General features: G+C 72.9%; 13 protein-coding genes and 1 pseudogene. 8 read left to right on the forward strand and 6 right to left on the reverse strand.

What is annotated here, in order from left to right; genetic code table 11:
• The first annotated feature begins 191 nt into the window (after positions 1-191).
• From ACWD12_RS28825 to ACWD12_RS28840, 4 genes are all read left to right on the forward strand, one after another.
• A complete protein-coding gene (locus tag ACWD12_RS28825; protein ID WP_450102030.1) occupies positions 192-4,013 on the forward strand; it encodes a DNA polymerase III subunit alpha in 3,822 nt (1,273 codons plus the stop codon).
• A gap of 109 nt (positions 4,014-4,122) precedes the next feature.
• The gene (locus tag ACWD12_RS28830) at positions 4,123-4,851 is read left to right on the forward strand and encodes a methyltransferase domain-containing protein (protein ID WP_450102031.1); all 729 of its coding nucleotides are present in this window, start codon (positions 4,123-4,125) and stop codon (positions 4,849-4,851) included.
• A gap of 72 nt (positions 4,852-4,923) precedes the next feature.
• Positions 4,924-6,135, forward strand: a complete 1,212-nt coding sequence (dinB, locus tag ACWD12_RS28835) for a DNA polymerase IV (protein WP_450102032.1) — start codon at positions 4,924-4,926, stop codon at positions 6,133-6,135.
• 318 nt (positions 6,136-6,453) lie between these two features.
• Positions 6,454-6,843: a DUF3040 domain-containing protein gene (locus ACWD12_RS28840; RefSeq protein WP_358350649.1), complete on the forward strand. Its 390-nt coding sequence runs from the start codon at positions 6,454-6,456 to the stop codon at positions 6,841-6,843.
• A gap of 112 nt (positions 6,844-6,955) precedes the next feature.
• Here ACWD12_RS28840 and ACWD12_RS28845 read toward each other — a convergent pair whose 3' ends face one another.
• Entirely contained in the window at positions 6,956-7,396 is a 441-nt protein-coding gene (locus ACWD12_RS28845) for a MerR family transcriptional regulator (protein ID WP_450102033.1), read from the reverse strand.
• A 131-nt stretch (positions 7,397-7,527) separates the two neighbouring features.
• On the opposite strand from ACWD12_RS28845, the gene ACWD12_RS28850 reads away from it, so the two are divergent.
• Complete coding sequence (locus ACWD12_RS28850) at positions 7,528-8,430, forward strand: polysaccharide deacetylase family protein (protein WP_450102034.1); 903 nt, start codon at positions 7,528-7,530, stop codon at positions 8,428-8,430.
• Between the two features lie 105 nt (positions 8,431-8,535).
• Here ACWD12_RS28850 and ACWD12_RS28855 read toward each other — a convergent pair whose 3' ends face one another.
• The 5 genes and pseudogenes from ACWD12_RS28855 to ACWD12_RS28875 all read right to left on the reverse strand — a co-directional run.
• Positions 8,536-10,734: a hypothetical protein gene (locus ACWD12_RS28855; protein WP_450102035.1), complete on the reverse strand. Its 2,199-nt coding sequence runs from the start codon at positions 10,732-10,734 to the stop codon at positions 8,536-8,538.
• A gap of 395 nt (positions 10,735-11,129) precedes the next feature.
• Positions 11,130-13,481: a transglutaminase TgpA family protein gene (locus ACWD12_RS28860; protein ID WP_450102036.1), complete on the reverse strand. Its 2,352-nt coding sequence runs from the start codon at positions 13,479-13,481 to the stop codon at positions 11,130-11,132.
• Positions 13,478-14,800: a DUF58 domain-containing protein gene (locus ACWD12_RS28865; protein ID WP_358350634.1), complete on the reverse strand. Its 1,323-nt coding sequence runs from the start codon at positions 14,798-14,800 to the stop codon at positions 13,478-13,480. The genes ACWD12_RS28860 and ACWD12_RS28865 overlap by 4 nt, the downstream gene beginning before the upstream one ends.
• Before the next feature lies 1 nt (position 14,801).
• Positions 14,802-16,001, reverse strand: coding sequence for an AAA family ATPase (locus tag ACWD12_RS28870; protein WP_450102037.1), 1,200 nt, complete (start codon positions 15,999-16,001; stop codon positions 14,802-14,804).
• 260 nt (positions 16,002-16,261) lie between these two features.
• Positions 16,262-16,795 (reverse strand): annotated as a pseudogene (locus ACWD12_RS28875) (beta-class carbonic anhydrase); the annotation flags it as partial.
• Between the two features lie 319 nt (positions 16,796-17,114).
• Between ACWD12_RS28875 and mraZ the strand changes: the two are divergent.
• From mraZ to ACWD12_RS28890, 3 genes are all read left to right on the forward strand, one after another.
• Entirely contained in the window at positions 17,115-17,537 is a 423-nt protein-coding gene (mraZ, locus tag ACWD12_RS28880; protein ID WP_358350629.1) for a division/cell wall cluster transcriptional repressor MraZ, read from the forward strand.
• 239 nt (positions 17,538-17,776) lie between these two features.
• The gene (gene rsmH, locus ACWD12_RS28885; RefSeq protein ID WP_450102038.1) at positions 17,777-18,826 is read left to right on the forward strand and encodes a 16S rRNA (cytosine(1402)-N(4))-methyltransferase RsmH; all 1,050 of its coding nucleotides are present in this window, start codon (positions 17,777-17,779) and stop codon (positions 18,824-18,826) included.
• Positions 18,823-19,398, forward strand: coding sequence for a hypothetical protein (locus tag ACWD12_RS28890; RefSeq protein ID WP_450102039.1), 576 nt, complete (start codon positions 18,823-18,825; stop codon positions 19,396-19,398). Before rsmH ends, ACWD12_RS28890 begins: the two co-directional genes overlap by 4 nt.
• Positions 19,399-19,782: the final 384 nt, after the last annotated feature.

The raw sequence follows: 19,782 nt of genomic DNA on the forward strand, positions 1-19,782 counted from the left end.
CCGCGTACCGCCGCCGGATCACCGCGGATCACCGCGGATCCGCGGCGGTACGCCCCAGGACCGCATCAGGTCCGCCGCGGATCCGCTCGCGCGGGATCCGATTGCTCGGGGGAGCAAGGCCCCATCCGTTCCGACCGGCTGACGGAGCAGCCGCCGCCGCACGTACCGCCCCCGACCCCATCGAGCACCCCATGACCCCTCCGTTCACCCACCTGCACGTCGCCTCGGGGTATTCGATGCGGTACGGCGTGTCCCATCCGCACACCCTCGTCGAGCGCGCCGCCGACGAGGGCATGGACGCGCTGGCCCTCACCGACCGCGACGGCGTCTACGGCGCCGTCGCGTTCGTGAAGGCCTGCGTCAAGGCGGGGATCCGCCCGATCATCGGGGCGGATCTGGCCGTACTCCCGGAAGGCGGCGGAGCCGACGCCCGCGGCGGTCGCAACAGCCATGGCAGCAGGGGCGGCAGGCCGGGTGAATACGCCGACGCCGGCGGGTTCGGCGGCGTCGGGTTCGGCGGTGGCGCCCGGGGGAGCGCCAAGACCCGCAAGACCCCCGCGCGCGGCGGAGCGTACGTCGACCCCCGGCACCCCCGCGTCACCGTCCTCGCCCGCGGCCGCACCGGCTGGGCCGCCCTCTGCCGACTCATCAGCGACGCCCACCGCCGGGGCCGCGAGACGCAGGTCCACGACGCGGCCGCGCGCCCCGTCCCCGCGTGCACCCGTGCGTCGCTCGCCGAACACGCCGCGCGCGGCGATCTGGTGGTGCTCATCGGACCCGACTCCGAGTTCGGCCGTGCGGTGGCGGCCCGGCGCGACGCCCACGCCGCGCACCTGCTCACCGCGTACCGTGACGCCCTCCCGCCCGGCGCGCTGCACGTCGAACTGGTCAGCCACCTCGGCCCGTCCGGCGGTCCGATGTCCACCACCCTCGCCGCACGCATGCTGCTCGCGGCCGACGCGCTCGGCGTCCCGGCCGTGCTGACCAACGCCGTCCGGTACGCCGAGCGCGGCGACGCACCCGTCGCCGACGTCCTCGACGCCTCCCGCCGCCTGGTGCCGCTCGGCCATCGCCACCTCGACCGGGTGGGCAGCGAGGGCTACTTGAAGCCGGCCCTCGACATGGTTCGCGTGGCCGCCGAGATCGCCCTGCACGCGGACCGCGGAACCGCGGGCGCGCTGCTGGCCCGCACCCGCGACCTGGCCGAGTCGCTCGTGCTCGATCCGCGCGAAGACCTCGGCATGGGCAAGGTGTTCTACCCGGAGCCGGAGGTCGTCGGAGTGGCGTCCCACGAGGCCGCGGCCGAGCTGCGGCACCGCTGCGAGGCGGGGCTCGGGCTGCGCGGGATGGAACCGACCGCGAAGGTACGCAAGCGCCTTGACGACGAACTCGACCTGATCGGACGGCTCGGACTGCCGTCGTACTTCCTGACCGTCGCGGGAGTCGTCGACCTCATCCGCGAGATGGGCGTGCGCTGCGCGGCGCGCGGCTCGGGGGCGGGCAGCCTGGTCAACCACCTGATCGGCATCTCCGGCGTGGACCCGATGCGGTACGGCCTGATCATGGAGCGCTTCGTCTCCGACCGCCGCTCCGCACTGCCGGACATCGACGTCGACGTCGAATCGGCCCGCCGCACCGACGTGTACGAGCGCATCCTCGAGAAGTTCGGCGCCGAGCGCTGTGCGATGGTGTCGATGACCGAGACGTACAAGGCACGCCACGCGATCCGCGACGTCGGTGCCGCCCTCGGCCTGCCGCCCGGCGAAATCGACGCGGTGGCAAAGGCGTTCCCGCATATCCGCGCCCGCGACGTCCGGGCCGCGCTGCGCGACCTGCCCGAACTGCGCGCCTCCGGCATCACGGAGGGGAACTTCGGCACGCTGCTCACGCTCGCCGAACGCCTCGACCGGCTGCCGCGCCACCTGGCGCTGCACCCGTGCGGCGTGCTGCTGTCCGACGTCAGCCTGCTCGACCGCACGCCCGTGGAGACCAGCGCGCAGGACTTCCCGATGAGCCAGTTCGGCAAGGACGACGTCGAGGACCTGGGGCTGCTCAAGCTGGACGTGCTGGGCGTACGCATGCAGTCCGCGATGGCGCACGCCCTCGACGAGGTCGAGCGCACCGGCGGCGGGCGGATCGACCTGGACGCCGTGCCGTTCGACGACCCGGACACCTTCGAGCTGATCCGGTCGACGCGCACCCTCGGCTGCTTCCAGATCGAGTCGCCCGGACAGCGGGAATTGGTGGGCAAGTTCGCCCCCGAGACGTTCGAGGACCTGATCGTCGACATCTCGCTGTTCCGGCCGGGGCCGGTCAAGAGCGACATGGTCACCCCGTTCCTGAACGCCCGTCAGGGCTGGTCCGCACCCGACGTCATCCACCGCGACCTGTGGCCCGCGCTCGCCGAGACCGAGGGCGTCGTGGTGTTCCACGAGCAGGTGATCCGCATGGTCGCGACCATGACGGGCTGCGACTTCGCCCGGGCTGACGTCGCGCGGCGCGCGCTGGGCACGGTCGACGGGCAGGTCGCGATCCGCGACTGGTTCTGCGTCGAGGCGGACCGGCGCGGGTACGACCGGGCCACCGTCGAACGGGTGTGGGAAGTCCTCAAGGCGTTCGCGTCGTTCGGGTTCTGCAAGGCGCACGCGGCGGCCTTCGCGGTGCCGACGTACCAGTCCGCGTGGCTCAAGGCGCACCACACGGCGGCCTTCGTCGCGGGTCTCCTGACCCACGACCCGGGGATGTACCCGAAGCGCCTGATCCTGGACGACGCACGGCAGTTCGGAGTCCCGGTGCTGGGGGTCGACGTCAACGTCTCGGACGCCGTCTACCGCGTCGAGGAGGCCGGCGGACAGGAGGGCATCCGCATCGCGCTGGCCGAGGTGAAGGGCATCAGCGAGGCCGAGGTCGAACGCATCATCGGGGTACGACCGTTCACCTCCCTGGCCGACTTCTGGCACCGCACCGGGGTGTCCCGGCCGGTGACCGAGCGCCTGATCCTGGTCGGCGCGTTCGACGCGGTGCACGGCATCGGTACGGGCGGCGGCGGGCCGACGCGGCGGGACTTGCTGCTGCAACTGACCGACCTGGACCGGTACGGCCGCGAGGTCGCGCCGGCCAAGGGCCGACGTGCGGCGGGGGCCGGCGGCCGGCCGGGAGCCGTGACCACGGCCGGAACCGCAACCGCAACCAAAACCGGCAGCAGCAACAGCAACGCGCCCGGGCCCGGGCCCGGAACCAAAGCCGGGAACAGAGCCGGAAGCAGAGCCGGGACGTGGCCTTCCGGGGCGTCCGCCGCCCAACTCGCCTTCGGACTCGCCGACAACGAGGCGCCCGCGGTGACCGGCCTGCCGGAGATGACCCCCGCCGAACGGGTGCGCGCCGAACTGGAGATCCTGGGCATGGACGCCGACCGGCATGTGGTCGGCTTCTACGACGACTTCCTCGACGCGATCGGCGTGACGCGCTCGCGCGACCTGCTCGCCCGGCGGTCGCGCAGCGAGATCCTGGTCGCGGGCGTCAAGGTCGCCACCCAGACCCCGCCGGTGCGGTCCGGCCGCCGCGTCGTGTTCCTGACCCTCGACGACGCGACGGGGCCGGTCGACGCGACGTTCTTCGAGGACGCCCAGGGCCCGTACGCCGCCACGCTGTTCCACTCCTGGCTCCTGGTCGTACGCGGCGTGCTCCGGCGTACCGGCCCGCGCGGGGTGTCGCTGCGCGCGACCGGCTGCTGGGAGATGGGCGCGCTGCACGAGGCCTGGTGCGAGGGCGGTACCGAAGCCGTCCACGAACTCATGGCGGGTGCCGGGGCTGCGGGCGCGACTGCCGGGGGCACCGAGGAGGCCGTCGAGGGCGCCGCGGCGAGCCGTTCGACCCGACCGGTGATGCACCGCGTGCTGGTGCATGCGAGCGGGTTCAAGGTGTCGCCGTACGCCGACCTGCGCCCGCCGGGCACTCCCACCAAGGACGCGCCGCGCAAACTGTGGCACGCGAGCCCGGGGAGTTCGGGATGACGCCGCCCGAGGCGCCGCCCAAGACGCTGTCCACGGCGCTCGCGGCCGGGCGAATCCGCGTCAATCCGGCACTAGGGTGGAGCTCCCGGCAGACGACAGGAGGCCTCCCGTGTCCGACCAGATGCGACGCCGCAGCTCGATGCGTACCGCTGTGGTGTGGCAGGTGCTGCGCGACGCGCTGGACCGCCGCGCGCGGGCCGCGGGGCGGGATGTGCTCGACGTCCTCGACACCGGGGGCGGCACCGGCAACTTCGCCGTGCCGCTGGCCCGGCTCGGGCACCGGGTCACCGTCGTCGACCCCAGCCCCGACGCGCTGGCCGCGCTGGAGCGGCGGGCGGCCGAGGCCGGCGTCACCGACCTGGTCAAGGCGTACCAGGGCGACACCCAGAACCTGTTCGACGTGGTCGAGCGCGAGGCCGCGGACATCGTGCTGTGCCACGGCGTCCTGGAGGTCGTCGACGAGCCCGACGATGCGCTGGGCACCGTCGCGGCGTCGCTGCGCGACGGCGGCACGCTCAGCCTGCTCGCCGCGAACCGCACCGGGGCCGTGCTGGCACGGGCCCTGGCCGGGCACTTCGCCCAGGCCGCCGCGGCGCTCGCCGACCCGGCGGCGCTGCCGCGCAGGTTCTCCGTCGACGAACTCACCGCGCTGCTCACCAAGGTGGGCCTGCGGCCGGGACCGGTGCACGCGGTCCGGGTCTTCGCGGACCTGGTGCCGGGTGTGCTCGTCGACGACCCCGCGTCGTTCGACGCGCTGCTCGACCTGGAGCGGGCCGCGGCGGAACTGCCCGAGTACCGGTCGTTGGCGACCCAGATCCACCTGCTCGCCGACAAGTAGCGCGCCCGGGGTACGCCGGGTACCCGCACGCGCGGGACGCCAGGCGCATCGCGGGCCCGGGGTGGTGAGCCCATGACCTCCGACCCCACCACCCCGCCCACCGTGATGCACGTCGACATGGACGCCTTCTACGCGTCCGTCGAGATCCGCCGCCGTCCCGAACTGGCCGGGCGGCCCGTCGTCGTCGGGGCGCTGGGCGCGCGCGGGGTCGTGTTGTCCGCGACGCACGACGTCCGCGCGTACGGCGTGCACGCGGGCCAGCCGGTCGGCCGCGCCCGTCGCCTCTGCCCGCAGGCCGTCTACCTCCCGCCCGACCACGACGAGTACGCGCGCGTGTCCGACAACGTCATGGCGATGCTGCGCTCGATCACCCCGACCGTCGAACCGCTCTCCCTCGACGAGGCGTTCCTCGACCTCGGCGGCTCGCTGCGCCGCCTCGGCGGCGACCCGGTGCGCGTCGGCGAGATGATCCGCGCCCGCATCGCCGACGAGCAGGGCATCACCTGTTCGGTCGGTGTCGCGGGCACGAAGTTCGTCGCCAAGCTGGCCGGTGCCACCGTCAAGCCGGACGGTCTCTGCCTGGTCCACGACCACGAGGCCGTCGTCTTCCTGCACCCCCTCCCGGTCTCCCGGCTGTGGGGGGTGGGAGAACGCACCGAAGCCGTCCTGACCCGCCTGGGACTGCACACCGTGGGTGATATCGCCCACACCCCGCGTGCGACGCTCTGCCGGGCCCTGGGCCAAGCCGCGGGCCGCACTCTGCACGCGCTGGCCTGGGGACGCGACGAGCGCCCGGTGGTTCCGTCCGAACCCGAGCGCAGCATGGGCCACGAGGAGACCTTCCCCGCGGACGTCGACGACCCCGAGGTCGTACGCCGCGCGCTGCTCCGCCTCGCCACCCGCACCGGTGCCCGCCTGCGCGCCGCCGGGCTGGCCGGCCGTACCGTCTCCATCAAGGTGCGCTTCTCCGACTTCACCACGTTGACCAGGTCGAAGACCCTGCGCGAGGCGACCGACGTGGGCCGCGAGATCTACACGACCGCATGCGCCCTGCACGCCGGCCTCGGACTCGAACGGGCCCGCCTGCGCCTGGTCGGGGTGCGCATGGAGCACCTGGTCGACGGCGACCGCCCCCGTCAGATGGTGCTCGGCGAACGGGCCCGGGGCTGGGCGGAGGTGGAACGCGCCGCCGACGCCGTGCGGGACCGTTTCGGCGGCCAGGCGCTGGCGCCCGCGAGCCTGCTCGGCGGATCGTCCGGCCGACCGCCGGGAACCCGCGGCTGATCACGTTCGTCAGCGGTGTGGGAATGGTCGGGGACGCATATCATCCTGGAAGCGGCCGGTGTCCGTACGCCGGTCGCCGCACCCCTGTTCAGCTCCCGCCGCTCGGTCGTATCGATCTGACATGACCGCGCACCGGACAGGGAATGCATGGGGAAGGTGGGGAACCCGTCGTCGACGGAGACGTCACCCGCGTACGCAAGTCGACATGGCGGCAGATGTGGCCGAGTCGTCTTTCGCGGGTGGCTTTCACGATGGCGGTTACCTGCCTATCCTGAAAGGGCCGCACCGGTCGCCTCGCGGCCGACGAAGGAGGACGCCGTGCCGCTCTCAGAGCACGAGCAGCGCTTGCTCGAGCAGATGGAGCGAGCGCTGTACGCCGAAGACCCCAAGTTCGCGACAGCGCTCGAGGGTGCCGGCATGCGCACGCATACCCGGCGTCGGACGGGCTGGGCGATCGCCGGTTTCGTCGTCGGCCTCGTTCTGCTCATGACCGGCGTCATGCTGCCGGCAATCTGGATCAGTGTCGTCGGCTTCCTGCTGATGCTCACGGGTGCCGTGCTCGCCGTCACCGGCTGGCGCCGTTCGCCGGGGCAGGCGCAGGCGGAAGGCGGCTCGGGGAGCACGGGACGGGCACCGCGCCCGCGCCGCGCCAAGATGATGAACCGCATCGAGGAGCGCTGGAAGCGCCGCCGCGACGAACAAGCCTGACACGCTCGGGCGCACGTCCGACGTGCCGTCCTGACAGGCTCATACGTACTGCCACGAAGCCGGGTTCTCCGCTGGACGGAGGCCCGGCTTGGTGCTGCCCGAGGTGGTCAACTCATCCGTCGGCCACTGCCGTTGCCCGGTCCGGTGCCGGTGTCGCTCCCGCCGGGTCGGGTGCCGCTTCCGCTTCCGCGGGATCGTAGGCGCGGACCGCGTCCAGGTACTCGGCCACCGCGTCCCGGTTGCGGGACAGGCAGCGGATCCGCTCGGTCATGCGGTCGAGTTCGTGTTCCAGGGTGGCCAGCATCTCCGGGGTCGCGTCCGGGAAGTAGATGGCCCGCGGCTTGTCGAGACAGGGCAGGATCTGCTTGATGATCCGGGTCGGCAGCCCGGCGTCGAGCAGGCCCCTGATCTGGACGACCCGGTCGACGTAGCGGTCGTCGTAGTCGCGGTAGCCGTTGGGGGTGCGGTCGGCCACGATCAGCCCCTGCTCCTCGTAGTACCGCAGCAGGCGGCGCGACGTGCCGGTACGCTCCGACAGCTCGCCGATCCGCATGTGACCCACCTCACGCCCGTCCCGCTTTGACCCTCACATAGATGTGATGGTTCGAGCGTACAGGGAACAGCACCACAGGCCCCGGCGGACAGCCGTGCGGCAGGTGCGTCGCCTACGTGAGGAGCGCCCCGATGGACAACCGGCTCTACGACTACAGCGCGATCGTCGACCGTGCGGCGGTCCGGTGGCCGGGCGGTGCCCGCGTCGCCTTCTATGTCGGACTCAACGTCGAGCACTACCGGATCGACCGCCCTTCGACCAGCACGTTCGCCGGGACCGCGGGGCTGACCCCGGACCCGCTGAACTACGGCTGGCGGGACTACGGGCCCCGGGTGGGCATCTGGCGGGTGGCCCAGAGCCTCGACCGGCACGGGATCCGCGCGAGCGTGCTGCTGAACTCCGATGTCGCGGAGCGCTATCCGCGCATCATCGAGGCCGGGCGCGAACGGGACTGGGTGTGGCTCGCGCACGGCAAGAACAACTCGGTCTTCCAGGCGGACATGACCCGGGACGAGGAACGCGCCTACCTCGCCGACGTGGTCGGCACCATCGAGCGGGCCACCGGGAGGCGGCCGCGCGGTTGGATGGGACCGGCGCTGACCGAGACGTTCAACACCCCGGAACTGCTCGCCGAACTGGGGCTGGACTACGTCCTGGACTGGACGAACGACGACCAGCCCTACCGGCTGAACGTGCCCGGGATGCTGAGCGTGCCGTACTCCGTGGAGCTCAACGACATCAGCCTCTTCGTCGGAAAGAGCACGAGCGGACCGGAGTTCGTCCGGATCGTCAAGGACCAACTGGACCAACTGTACGAGGACTCGGCCGACAGCGGACGCGTGATGGCCCTGGCGCTGCACCCGTTCGTCATCGGCCAGGCCTTCCGGCACAAGTACCTGGACGAAGCGCTGGAGTACGTGGCGAACCACGAAGGTGTGTGGCTGACGACAAGCGACGACATCGCCGAGCACTACGCGGGCACCGGCGCCTGTACCGGCACCGGCGGTGCCGGCGCCGGTAGCCGCGTGGGCTGAGCGGGGTGTGTCCGGGCGGCGGTCGACGTGGTCCCGGGGCCTCGGCCGCCGCCCGCAGTGCCGCCGCCCGCAGTGCCGCTGACCGTACGGCCGCCGACCGTACGGTCAGTTCGTCCGGGTGTTGTCCAGGTGATGGCCGAGGTAGCCGATGTGGATTCGGCCGGTGACACCCGCCGCGTCGTCGTGGAAGTGCATGCGGGGGGCCGGGTTGCCGATGCCCCGGAGCTTGACGTGCGCCTCCATGAAGACCACCTGCTCAGGGGCGACTTCGGGAGGCACCGGGAAGGTCCGGGCGCGGCGGAACTTGGCGCGGCCCGCCACGGCGTCGGACTCCTTCATCGCGAACTTCTTGGGGGAGAGCGCGTAGGCGCCGTGCGGTGGATTGCGGCACCAGTCGCGGAAACCTCCGCGGAAGGTGTTGGCCGACCGGGCGGCGGCGTACGCGTTGAGCGCGCGCAGGGCGTCCCACGCCGCGCCCGCCCACACCCGGGTGTGCCCCGGCTCTCCCTTGTCGAGGGCGGAGGCGCCCGCGTCGAGCGCGTGGGGGAGGCTCACGTGCGGGAGTTCGGCCCGGGCGCGGAGCAGCACGTCTGCTAGGCACTCCGGTATCCACATGTCGTTGACGGGCGCCGCGTCGAGGGGGCGTTCCGCGAGCAGGCCGTCGAGACGGCGGATGCGGTCGTCGGAGCGCCGCGACTCCTCGGCCAGTTCCTCGTACTGCAGGACGAGGAGGTCGTAGTCGTACCGCAGTCGCGCCAACTCGGCGGCCAGTGCCTCGGACTCGGCCGCGTCGCGCCGGGGCACGCCCAGCGAGTCGGCGACTCCGCGCAGGTCGCGGACGAGTTCGGCGAGTTCTGCGAGGGCCTTCCTGGCCTCGGTGGCCTGGGCCAGTTCGCCGACCACCTGCCGTGCCACCTCGGCGACCCAGGCGGCGGGCGGTGCGGGTACGGGAGACCCGGGAGTCCGCGAAGGGCCGGGCACCGCCGCCGTCCCGGACCCCGAGGCGGGTTCGCCGGGAACCGGGCGTGGGTCGTCGGCGCGGGCGGGGTCGGGGCCGGGGGGCGTGTGCGCGGCTGAACTGCCGTTCACCTTGGCCGCTTGGGAGGGGAGCGTGGGGCGTCCCGGATGCCCGTGCCCGGCCTGCGGGGAGTGCGGGGCCTCCGGTGCCGCTCGTGCCGCGCCGGTGGGGCGGGCTGTGGTGTTCCGGGCGGCCAAGGCTGCCAGGTCGCCGGGGCGGAGCGGTACGCAGGTCCCGGCGGCGGCGGAGGCGGCACCCGGGCCCGACCCCGCCCCCGTACCCGGACCTCCCGCCTTGTCCCCACCTGCACCCGCATCCGCATCCGCAACCGGTTCGAGGTGCCGCCGCACCAGGGCAGGGGGTGGCGGTGGGGTCGGCGCTGCCGAGCGGGTCGGTGCGCTGGTCGTGCGCCCCGGCGGTGTTCCGGGATGGACGACCACATCGGGCCAGTCGAGCCCGCGGTCGAGGATCTGCGGGACCAGGCGCATGCCCCGGCGCGCGTCCGGTGGCAGCGGCCTGCGTACGCCGTCACCCGTGACGCCGGTGACCACGACGTCGAGCGCGCGCCTGCCGAGGTCCCGGAGTGCGGATCCGCTGCGGACCGGATGCCGTTGCGGATAGTCCTCCGTGGTGGGGTCGAACTCGGCGAGGTACGTGCGCAGCGCACCCCCGTAGACACCGAAGCCGGGCCCCAGCGCGGCGTTCAGGCGGTCCTGCGCCACCTTGTCGCAGAGCCGGGCCACCACTGCGGTTCCCGCCAGGCGGCGGGCGAGGTAGGCGGCGTGGCTCGCGGGCAGCGAAGCCTGGTGCTCGTCCGTGCTCAGCACCACGATCGGCACGCGGCGCCGGGGGTCTAGCAGTCGGCCGAGCAGTTCGGCGACGTGGTCGGTGTCCACGTCCAGCGGCGACGTCTCCAACGGGATGGCGCCGTCGAACGCCCGTTCCGCGTCGAGGAGTCCGGACACAGTGGCCACGGCCCGGGACAGGTCCGCGGCCTCGACGGCCGCCGCGTCCACGGCGACGACGGCCCAAGCCGTCGGCGGGGACGGCGTCGACGCCGCGGGCGGGGTGGGCGACGACGGGCCCCATAACGCCGACAGCCCGCCGACCGTGTAGCGGCCGCAGGTGGGTCCTTCGTCCAGCGTGACGGACTCGCCGTCGGCGAAGTGCCGCAGCGCGGTGGAGCCGTCGTCCGGCACGCCGGATGCCGCCGCGAAGCTGCGGCGCAGTGCCCGGCCCAAGTGCTCGCCGGATCCGTGGAGTACGGCCTGGTAGACGCGGGCCACGAGGCATCCCCCCGGTGTGAGGCTGGTGATTCCGCCTGCGTTACGCCTTCATGGTCACCGTACGGGGATACTGCTCAAGCAGTGAGTGACTTCCCCCAAACGCGAAACATGCGCTGGGTGCGCGAAGAGCCCGGCTTGGCGCCGAAATTCACCCCTGGATGCCCCACAATGCAGGTGTATGGCGCGCGGCTGCGGCGGCGAAAAGGCGCCGACGCGGCCATGTCGGAGACACCTGGAAGGCACCTGCGAGACACGGACCAGGCACGGAAAGGGCGTTGACCGGGCACTCACCAGGCACGCACCTGCCCGACCGGTGCGAAGAGGCGGTGTGCCGGGACCGAATACCGGTCCCGGCACACCGCCTCCGACACACCCTCAGCCGTCAGCCGACCGCGTCACCCCGGGGCCGCGCCCGGCTCCGGCTCCGCGTCCCGCCCGTTGCGCAACCGGTCCAGCGGGCCGGACTCCGGGCGGCGGAACGCCGAGGCCGGGAGAACCGCCGCGCGGAACCGGGTGCCCCGGGTCGTGGACGCGAGCAGCGTCGCCCGCACCACGCGTACGTCCTCGGCGAGGCCGACGGTCCGCTGCGGCGCCTCCGGGGCGTACATGATCTGCTCGGCGGCGAGCGCGATGCGCGGCAGCGCCTCCCAGGCCTGCGTGGCGTCCTCGGGGATCGCCTCCAGCAGCCGCACCGTCAACTGGCGCGGCGTCTCGTGGTCCTCGGTACGGATGCCCAGGTCCCGTGCGGTGTCCAGGACTTCGTACCAGGCCCCGAGCACCGCGTCCCCGGGTTCTCGGGCCACCCCGTCGGCGGCCGCGTCCCGGCTCAGCGCGGTGAGCCTTCGTCTGCGCACGCGTTGCCGCAGCAGCATGGGGGCGGCGAGCACCAGCAGCACGACGACGGCGATGCCGGTGCCGATCAGCAGCCCGGACAGCCACGTGTTGTCGTCGTCCTTCGCCGCCACCGGCGCCGCACTCGACGACTCGGACGGGCAGTCGTCCATGCGGCACCGCTCCGACTGCTCGGGTGCGGGGGCGGAACTGCTCTCGGTCGGCGCGGTCGTGGGGGCCTGTGTGCTCGCGCTCGGCGCCGGCTGCACGCGCGAGTAGTCGGGCGTGGTGCCGCGCGCCGGCGTCGGCTCGAACCGCACCCAGCCCGCGCCCTGGAAGTACAGCTCGGGCCAGGCGTGTGCGTCGTGGCTGCCGACCCGGTACGTGTTGTCGCCGACGAAGTTGCCCGGGACGAAGCCCACCGCGACGCGCGCCGGGATGCCGAGGATGCGGGCCATGACCGCCATCGCCGACGCGAACTGCTCGCAGTAGCCGACCTTGTTCTTCATGAAGTTCTCGAGGGCGAACGCACCGGTCCCAGGCGGGACCTTCGTGTCGTAGGTGAACTCGCCGGACTCCGTGAACCACTTCTCCAGCAGCACGGCCTTGTCGAACGCGGTCTGCCCGCGCCCTGCGACCCGCTGCGCGATCGGACCGAGCACGTTCTCCACCTCGGAGGGCACGTCGCGGTAGCGGTTCATCGAGGGAGGCGCCCCGCCCGCGTTGCGCAGCTGCTCCTCGGTCGGCTTGATGTCCAGGCTGGTGACCTGGTACTTCAGGTTCGACACCGTCTGGCCGTCATCGCCGTAGAGCAGCCGGCCCTCGTGCTCGTAGCGCCACTTGCCCTTGACGTCGACCGCGGAGGCGGCGTACGGCATCGGCAGCGAGGTCTGGCGGAAGTTCTTCTCGACCTTCACGGTCGTGGTGACCGTGTCGGCCTTGATCGCTGCGTTCAGCCCCTGCGGGGTGGGGAACGGCCCGCGCGGCACTTCGGTGAGCGTCTGCCCGGTCGGTTTCCAGGCGTTCCCGTCGAACATGTCCAGGGCCGCCAGCCGCAGGTAGAAGCCCCTGGGGTTGGGCGAGTTCGTCGTGTAGCTGAGGACGTCGACGTTCTCCGGCCGGTTGAGTTCGTCCTGCAGGTCCACGATCGGATTGATCGTCGTGAGCCGGTCCTTGCCGCCGCCCGAGTCGCGGTCCGCGAGGCGGTTCGCGGTCATCGGCACGATCGCGGGCACCGCGACGGCGACGGCCAGGGTCGCCAGGCCGATGCGTCCGCCGCCGCGCGCCCAGGGCCGCGGCGACCCGGACTCGGGACCGCGCATGCCCGGCGGCACCAGGGGCCGCCCCCAGCGCAGCAGGCGTTCGCGGCCCTCGGCGAGCAGCAGGATGATGTACGCGAGGCCGGACAGCAGGAACACCGTCCAGCCGAGGCCGGATTCGGCGAGTGCGGCGGGCACGCTGTAGAGCGCGAGCAGCGGGAGCCCGGCGGGCGCGGCCTGGGCGTACGTCACCGCGATCGTGTCGACCATGACGGCGACGCCCGCGACCACCGTCACCAGGATCGCGCCGATGCCGTCGGTGGCGGGCACCGGCGGCGCGAAGCTCTGTATGTCGTCGCCGCCGGTCCCGAGCAGCTCGCCGTACGCACGCAACGCGTCGGGCGTCGGCAGCGGCCCCGCGACGTCGGGGACCAGCACCACCAGCAGGTACGGGATCAGCATGACCAGTTGGATCACGCCGATGAACGGGCGCGGCACCGACAGGCGCCGGACCACTTCCCCGGTCACCGCGACCATGACGATCGCGCCGATCGACTGGCCGATCCACTCGCCCTTGTTGACCAGGGGCAGCAGCGACGACGCGGTGAGGGCGGTGGCGAGTGCGGCGGCGACGGCCATCCGCAGGCGGCCGGTCATGCGCGGTACTCCGATCCGGACAGGGACGTACCGTAGGTGCCGAAGGAGGCGCCGCGTACGGGCGATTCGGACGAGCGGCCCGCGCCGCGCCACAGGTCCGGCAGGCGCGTCGCCGCCGAGGCGGGCAGGACGCGCCATCCGGCCTGGCGCAGCATGCCCACCGCCACCTCGTGCGGCAGCGCGCCCGGCATCGGGACGGACTCCCACGCGGCGGTGTCCAGGACGATGGCCAGGCCGCGCCCGGCGGTGCTGCGGGCCCGCGCGAGGCGGCGGGTGTCGTCCTCGGTCAGATTGGCAAGAACGGCGACCGCCATGCCCTCGCCGCCGGGCTGACGCAGCGTCATCTCGGCGCCGTCCAGCGATTCGGTGTGCTTGGCGTCGACCACGGCGAGCGCGTCCAGCAGGAAGCTCTCGGTTTCGGCGGGGGCGGTGCGCAGTCCCTCGGGCGGCCCGGCGAGCCGGCGACCGTCGGCGGCGATCAGGTGGGTCGTGTAGCCGCGCCGGCACAGGTGCACGCCGATCGACGCGGCGGTGGAGACCGCCCACTCGAACGACGACGAGGGGCCCTCACCCCGGTGTACCGACAGCCTGGTGTCGAGCAGCAGCGTCGCCTGGTTCTGCCACGACTGCTCCTCGCGGCGGACCATCAGCTCGCCGCGGCGCGCGGTCGAGCGCCAGTGCACGCGGCGCACGTCGTCGCCGTGCCGGTACTCGCGCGGGACGACGTCCTCCTCGCCGGCCGAGGCCAGGCTGCGGGAGTTGCCGTCACCGTACCCGGTCCACTCGCCGCCCAGGTCGACGGCCGGAAGCTGCTGCACGACCGGCGTCACCACGAGGGTGTCCCGGGCCGCGAACGAGCGCGTCAGCTCGCACATGCCGAACGGGTCGGCCAGCCGCAGCCGCAGCGGGCCGACCGTGAACTTGCCGCGCAGATCGGACCGGACGCGGTAGGCGACCTGCCGGTAGCCGTGCGGCTCGATGCGGTCGAGCACGAACCGGGGGCGCGAGCCCAGCACGTAGGGCACGTGGTCCTCGAGCATCAGCAGCCCGGTCGGGATGCGCGACACGTTGTCGACGCGAAGCCGCACCTGGGACTCGTGGCCCGCCGCGACGCGTGCGGGCTCGAGGCCGCGCGTGCTGGTGACCAGGTGCCGCGTGCGCGCCACCACCAGGACGGCGACCAGCGGCAGCGCGGCCAGCAGGAAGCCCACGCGGAGCAGGTCGCGCTGGCCGAGGACCACCGCGCAGACCGCCGCGGCGATGCCCGCCGCGAGGAAGGAGCGTCCCCGGGTGGTCAGCCCGGACAGGGCGGTACGCATGTCAGCGCGCCGGGCCGTGGCCGTTGCCGTAGAACGGGCCGCCGGGCGCGCCGTACGGGCCGCCCTGCGGGGTCGACCCCGGGTAGGACTGCTGCTGCCGGGTCGCGTACGCGCTCGGCGGGGGACCGTAGGGCTGCTGGGCGTGCTGCGGCTGTCCATGCGGCTGGGACTGCGCCTGCGGCTGGTACTGGTTGTGCTGCTGCGGTGCGGGCGAGGCGGCGGGCGCCGACTGGCCGGGCGCCCCGGGCACCGGGACCGAGCGCACGATGTCGCGTACGACCTGCTCGGCCGAGCGCCGCGACATCTGGGCCTCGGCGGTGGGCAGGAGGCGGTGTGCCAGCACCGGCACCGCGAGCGCCTGCAGGTCGTCCGGCAGCACGTACCCGCGGTTGTCCAGGGCCGCGGCGGCCTTGGCGGCCCGCACCAGGTGCAGGGTCGCACGCGGCGACGCACCCAGGCGAAGTTCGGGGGAGTTGCGGGTGGCGTTGACCAGGTCCACCGAGTAGCGCGCGACGCCGGGGGAGACGTGCACCTCGCGCACGGCCTCGATCAGCTTCACGATGTCCCGTGCGTCGGCGACCGGGTCGAGCGCGCCGAGCGGCGAGCCGGCCCCGTGCACGCCGAGCATCTCGAGCTCGGCCTCGGGCGACGGGTAACCCATCGACACGCGGGCCATGAAACGGTCCCGCTGCGCCTCGGGCAGCGGGTACGTCCCCTCCATCTCCACCGGGTTCTGGGTGGCGATGACCATGAAGGGGGCCTGCAGCTCGTATGTCGTGCCGTCGACGGTCACCTGGTGTTCGGCCATCGACTCCAGCAGCGCCGACTGGGTCTTCGGCGAGGCCCGGTTGATCTCGTCGCCGATCACGATGTTCGCGAAGATCGCGCCCGGCTTGAACTCGAACTCGCGCCGCTCCTGGTCGTAGACGCTGACGCCCGTGATGTCCGAAGGCAGCAGGTCCGGCGTGAACTGCACGCGCCGGACCGTACAGTCGACCGAGCGGGCCAGGGATTTCGCGAGCATCGTCTTCCCGACACCCGGTACGTCCTCGACCAGCAGGTGGCCCTCGGCGAGCAGCACGGTCAGTGCCAGCCTCACCACCTCGGGCTTGCCTTCGATCACGCTCTCCATGGCCCCTCGGATGCGCGCGGCGGTAGCCGCCAGCTCCTTGAGACCGGCCTGATCGTTGAACGTCGACACCCGTGCCCTCCCTGCCCCATGACGCCCCGCCGTCGAGACGGGACCACAGGCCGATTGTCACAGGTGAACGGCCGTTCGTGTCACTCGGTCGAGTGATCGTTTCCGGACGGCCGGCCAATGCACCCAATCAGCCTCGGGGCTTAGGAGTCGGATCCCGGTCGGTTCGGTTGCACCTTCGGGGCACCGGACATGAGGTCGGGGGGATTCCCGGCCACGATCGGCGTCGCCGCGGCGGGGTCGGGAGCTTCCGCGACGGCGGGGACCTCACGCAGCAGACCGGTGTGCACGTCGTACACGAAGCCGCGCACGTTGTCGGCGCACAGAAGGAACGGTGAAGTACGTACCCGGTTCATGGACTGACGAACGTCGCCGTCGAGGTCCGCGAAGGCCTCGACCGCCCACGAGGGACGTATGCCGGTGTCGACCTCCAGCTCCACCCGGAAATCCTCGGTGACCGTGAGCATGCCGCAACCGGTGTGGTGGATGAGCACGACGGCCTGGGTGCCGAGGTGCCGTTGGCTGATGGTGAGGGAGCGGATCACATCGTCGGTGACCACACCGCCCGCGTTGCGGATGATGTGGATGTCGCCGAGTTCGAGGCCGAGCAGCTCGTGGATGTCCAGGCGGGCGTCCATGCAGGTGACGACGGCCACCCGCTGCACGGGCCGGGCGGACATTCCGGGATCGGTGTAATCAGCGGCATAACGGGCGTTCTTGGCCACCAGGCCGTCGACGACTTCGTTGAATCGCCGCTTGCTGTCGGCGTTCATCGGCGGGGTGTCTGTGTCGGTCATGGTCAACAAGCTAGCGACGCCGTGTTACCGGTACCTCACGAGAAGAGCGCGATCCCGATCCGCGCGGTGAACCGCGCGCGCTCCGGACCGGCGGGGGTGGGCGAGGGGCGGGCGGCCGGCACCACTCGGACGCAGGGGGCGCGTGCGAGTCGGTCGTACGCGCCCTCCACTTTGCCCCACCCCCTCCGACCTGCGCTTTTGTGGCCACTGGGGGGCGTGTGGCGGGTCCGCTGAGGGTTGACCGTGGGGTTTGGTGGAGTAGAGTGGCGGGAAATGGGGCCGTGAGAAAGCAAGAACTCGAACGGTGCGGAGGTGCCCTGTGTTCTTGGGCACCTACGAGCCCCGGTTGGACGAGAAGGGTCGGCTGATCCTTCCGGCGAAGTTCCGTGACGAATTGGCGGAGGGCCTAGTGATCACCAAGGGGCAGGAGCGCTGCCTCTATGTGTGGCCCCTCCCCGAGTTCGAGCGCATCACCGAGCAACTGCGCGAAGCCCCGCTGGCCTCCAAAGCCCACCGGGACTACATGCGGGTGTTCTTCGCGGGCGCCTCCGATGAGGTCCCGGACAAGCAGGGCCGCGTCCTGGTCCCCCCGGCGCTTCGTGCATACGCGGGCCTGGGACGCGAGTGCGTCGTGATCGGAGCGGGCGCCCGGGTGGAGATCTGGGACGCCGAGGCGTGGCGCGTCTACCTGGAAGAGCAGGAGGACTCGTTCGCCGAGCTCTCCGAGGAGGTGCTGTCCTGACGGACGTGCCGTGAGGTCTCCACCCGCTCCGAGCTTTCTGGCACTCCTTCCCCGGTGCCAGAACGTCACTTCCCCAGACGAGCGGGCGGGGACCTGACGGTACGTACGGTCCGGACCTCCCCGGCGCCGCGCGCCATCCGTGGCAGTCTTGCCCCGCGGCACTCCGACCGCGCGCCGCCGGGCCCGGCGGCACCCGAGCCCGCCGCCCCGACGGCGGCAGCACCACCGAAAGGGTCGAGATGAACGCGACCGCCAAGCCTCCCGCAGCGCCCGGCGGTACCTCGTCCTCTTCGGGAGCCGCGGGAGCCTCCACGGCGGCGGGAGCACCCGACCAGGGCGGCCACGCGCACGTCCCCGTCCTCCTCGACCGCTGCGTCAACCTGCTCGCCCCGGCGCTGGCCGACCGGCCCGGCGCGGTCGTCGTCGACGCCACGCTCGGCATGGGCGGCCACAGCGAGGCCCTGCTCACCCGGTTCCCCGAGGCGCGGCTGATCGGTCTCGACCGCGACCCCGAGGCCCTGGCCCGGGCGGGCCGCCGCCTCGCCCCGTTCGGCGAGCGCTTCACCCCCGTGCACGCGGTGTACGACGAGCTCCCGGCGGTGCTGACCCGGCTCGGCGTGCCGCGCATCCACGGCATCCTGTTCGACCTCGGCGTCTCGTCGCTGCAACTGGACGAGGCGGAGCGGGGGTTCGCCTACGCCCAGGACGCCCCGCTCGACATGCGCATGGACCCCACCCGGGGCATCACCGCGGCCGAGGTGCTCAACACCTACCCGGCGGCGGACCTCGCCCGGATCCTCAAGGTCTACGGCGAGGAGCGGTTCGCCCGCAGGATCGCCGACACCGTCGTGCGCGAGCGCGAGCGGGAGCCGTTCACCGACAGCGCCCGCCTGGTCGACCTGGTACGCAACGCCATCCCGGCGGCCACCCGGCGCACCGGCGGCAACCCGGCCAAGCGCACCTTCCAGGCACTGCGCATCGAGGTCAACGAGGAACTCCCGGTCCTGGAGCGCGCGCTGCCCGCCGCGATCGCGGCGCTGGCCGTCGGCGGCCGGATCGTCGTGCTGTCGTACCACTCGCTCGAGGACCGCATGACCAAGCGGGCCCTGGCCGTGGGCGCGACCAGCAAGGCGCCGCCGGACCTGCCGGTCGTGCCCGACGAACTGAAGCCCACCCTGAAGCTCCTCACCCGCGCTTCCGAAGGTGCGACCGAGGAGGAGGTCCGGCAGAACCCGCGTGCGGCGTCGGCGCGGCTGCGGGCCGCCGAGCGCGTACGGGAGGATTCTTGACGAGCGACCGGTCGGACAGCGCCGCCGTACGGGACTCCTCGCGCGCGCCCACATCGCGCACGCCCTTCGTGCTGCTCATGGTGCTGCTGCTCGGCGGCGGCCTGCTCGGCCTGCTGCTGCTCAACACCGCGCTCAACCAGGGCTCGTTCGAGCAGTCCCGGCTCAAGAAGCAGAACGCCCGCCTCAGCGACGAGGAGCAGGCGCTGCGCCGCGAACTGGAGGCGGTGTCCGCCCCCGGCGAGTTGGCCCGCAAGGCGGAGGAACTGGGCATGGTGCCCGGTACCACCCCGGTCTTCATCGACCCGGTGACCGGACAGGTGCTCGGCTCGCCCAAGCCCGCGTCGCCGCGGCCGACCCCGACCCTGGTGCCGCCGCCCGCCGTGCTGCCGGGCGTGAGCCCGGCACCCGCGGCCACGACGCCGGGCGCCGTGCCGGCCACCGGGACCGCGCCGCCCGCCGTCCCGCAGGCGACTCCGCAGGCGACACCGCAGACGACTCCGCAGGCCACCGGCCAGGCGCCCGCCGCCGGTCCGCAGGCCGGGGCCACCGGTCAGGCCCAACCGCATCGTTAGAGCAGCAGACCGCCGCGCTCGGACCGTGCTCCGGGACGAACCCGCGGCCACCCCAATGCGCGCCGTGGTCCAGGGCCACGGCGGTGAAGGAGCCCACCGGCCCCGTGCTCGGGGCGGGGCCGGTACGGCTCCGATCGGAGTACGTTGCGGCCCGCCCGGAACCGGCGTCCGGCCGCGGGGCGTGACGGTCCTCGACGGCTCGGCACGCCGCGGCAACCGCGCGTCGTCGCACGTGCGGCGTGCGTGAGATGTGCGCGCGGGACGGCGCGTCGGGTGGCGGACGCCGGGCTCGGGGGCGTTGGTTGGTGCGTGGCGGACTGCCGGTGAGGTCGGGAGAGGCGAGATGCAAGACGGGCGTGGGCGCGACGGGGACGACGAGCCGCG

Source organism: Streptodolium elevatio (assembly GCF_053592165.1).

Coding starts and splice junctions, on each gene's coding strand:
- rsmH (WP_450102038.1), top strand. CDS start 17,777: ATGAACGCGACCGCCAAGCCTCCCGCAGCGCCCGGCGGTACCTCGTCC.
- ACWD12_RS28865 (WP_358350634.1), bottom strand. CDS start 14,800: ATGCGTACCGCCCTGTCCGGGCTGACCACCCGGGGACGCTCCTTCCTC.
- ACWD12_RS28845 (WP_450102033.1), bottom strand. CDS start 7,396: ATGCGGATCGGCGAGCTGTCGGAGCGTACCGGCACGTCGCGCCGCCTG.
- ACWD12_RS28850 (WP_450102034.1), top strand. CDS start 7,528: ATGGACAACCGGCTCTACGACTACAGCGCGATCGTCGACCGTGCGGCG.
- ACWD12_RS28825 (WP_450102030.1), top strand. CDS start 192: ATGACCCCTCCGTTCACCCACCTGCACGTCGCCTCGGGGTATTCGATG.
- dinB (WP_450102032.1), top strand. CDS start 4,924: ATGACCTCCGACCCCACCACCCCGCCCACCGTGATGCACGTCGACATG.
- ACWD12_RS28860 (WP_450102036.1), bottom strand. CDS start 13,481: ATGACCGGCCGCCTGCGGATGGCCGTCGCCGCCGCACTCGCCACCGCC.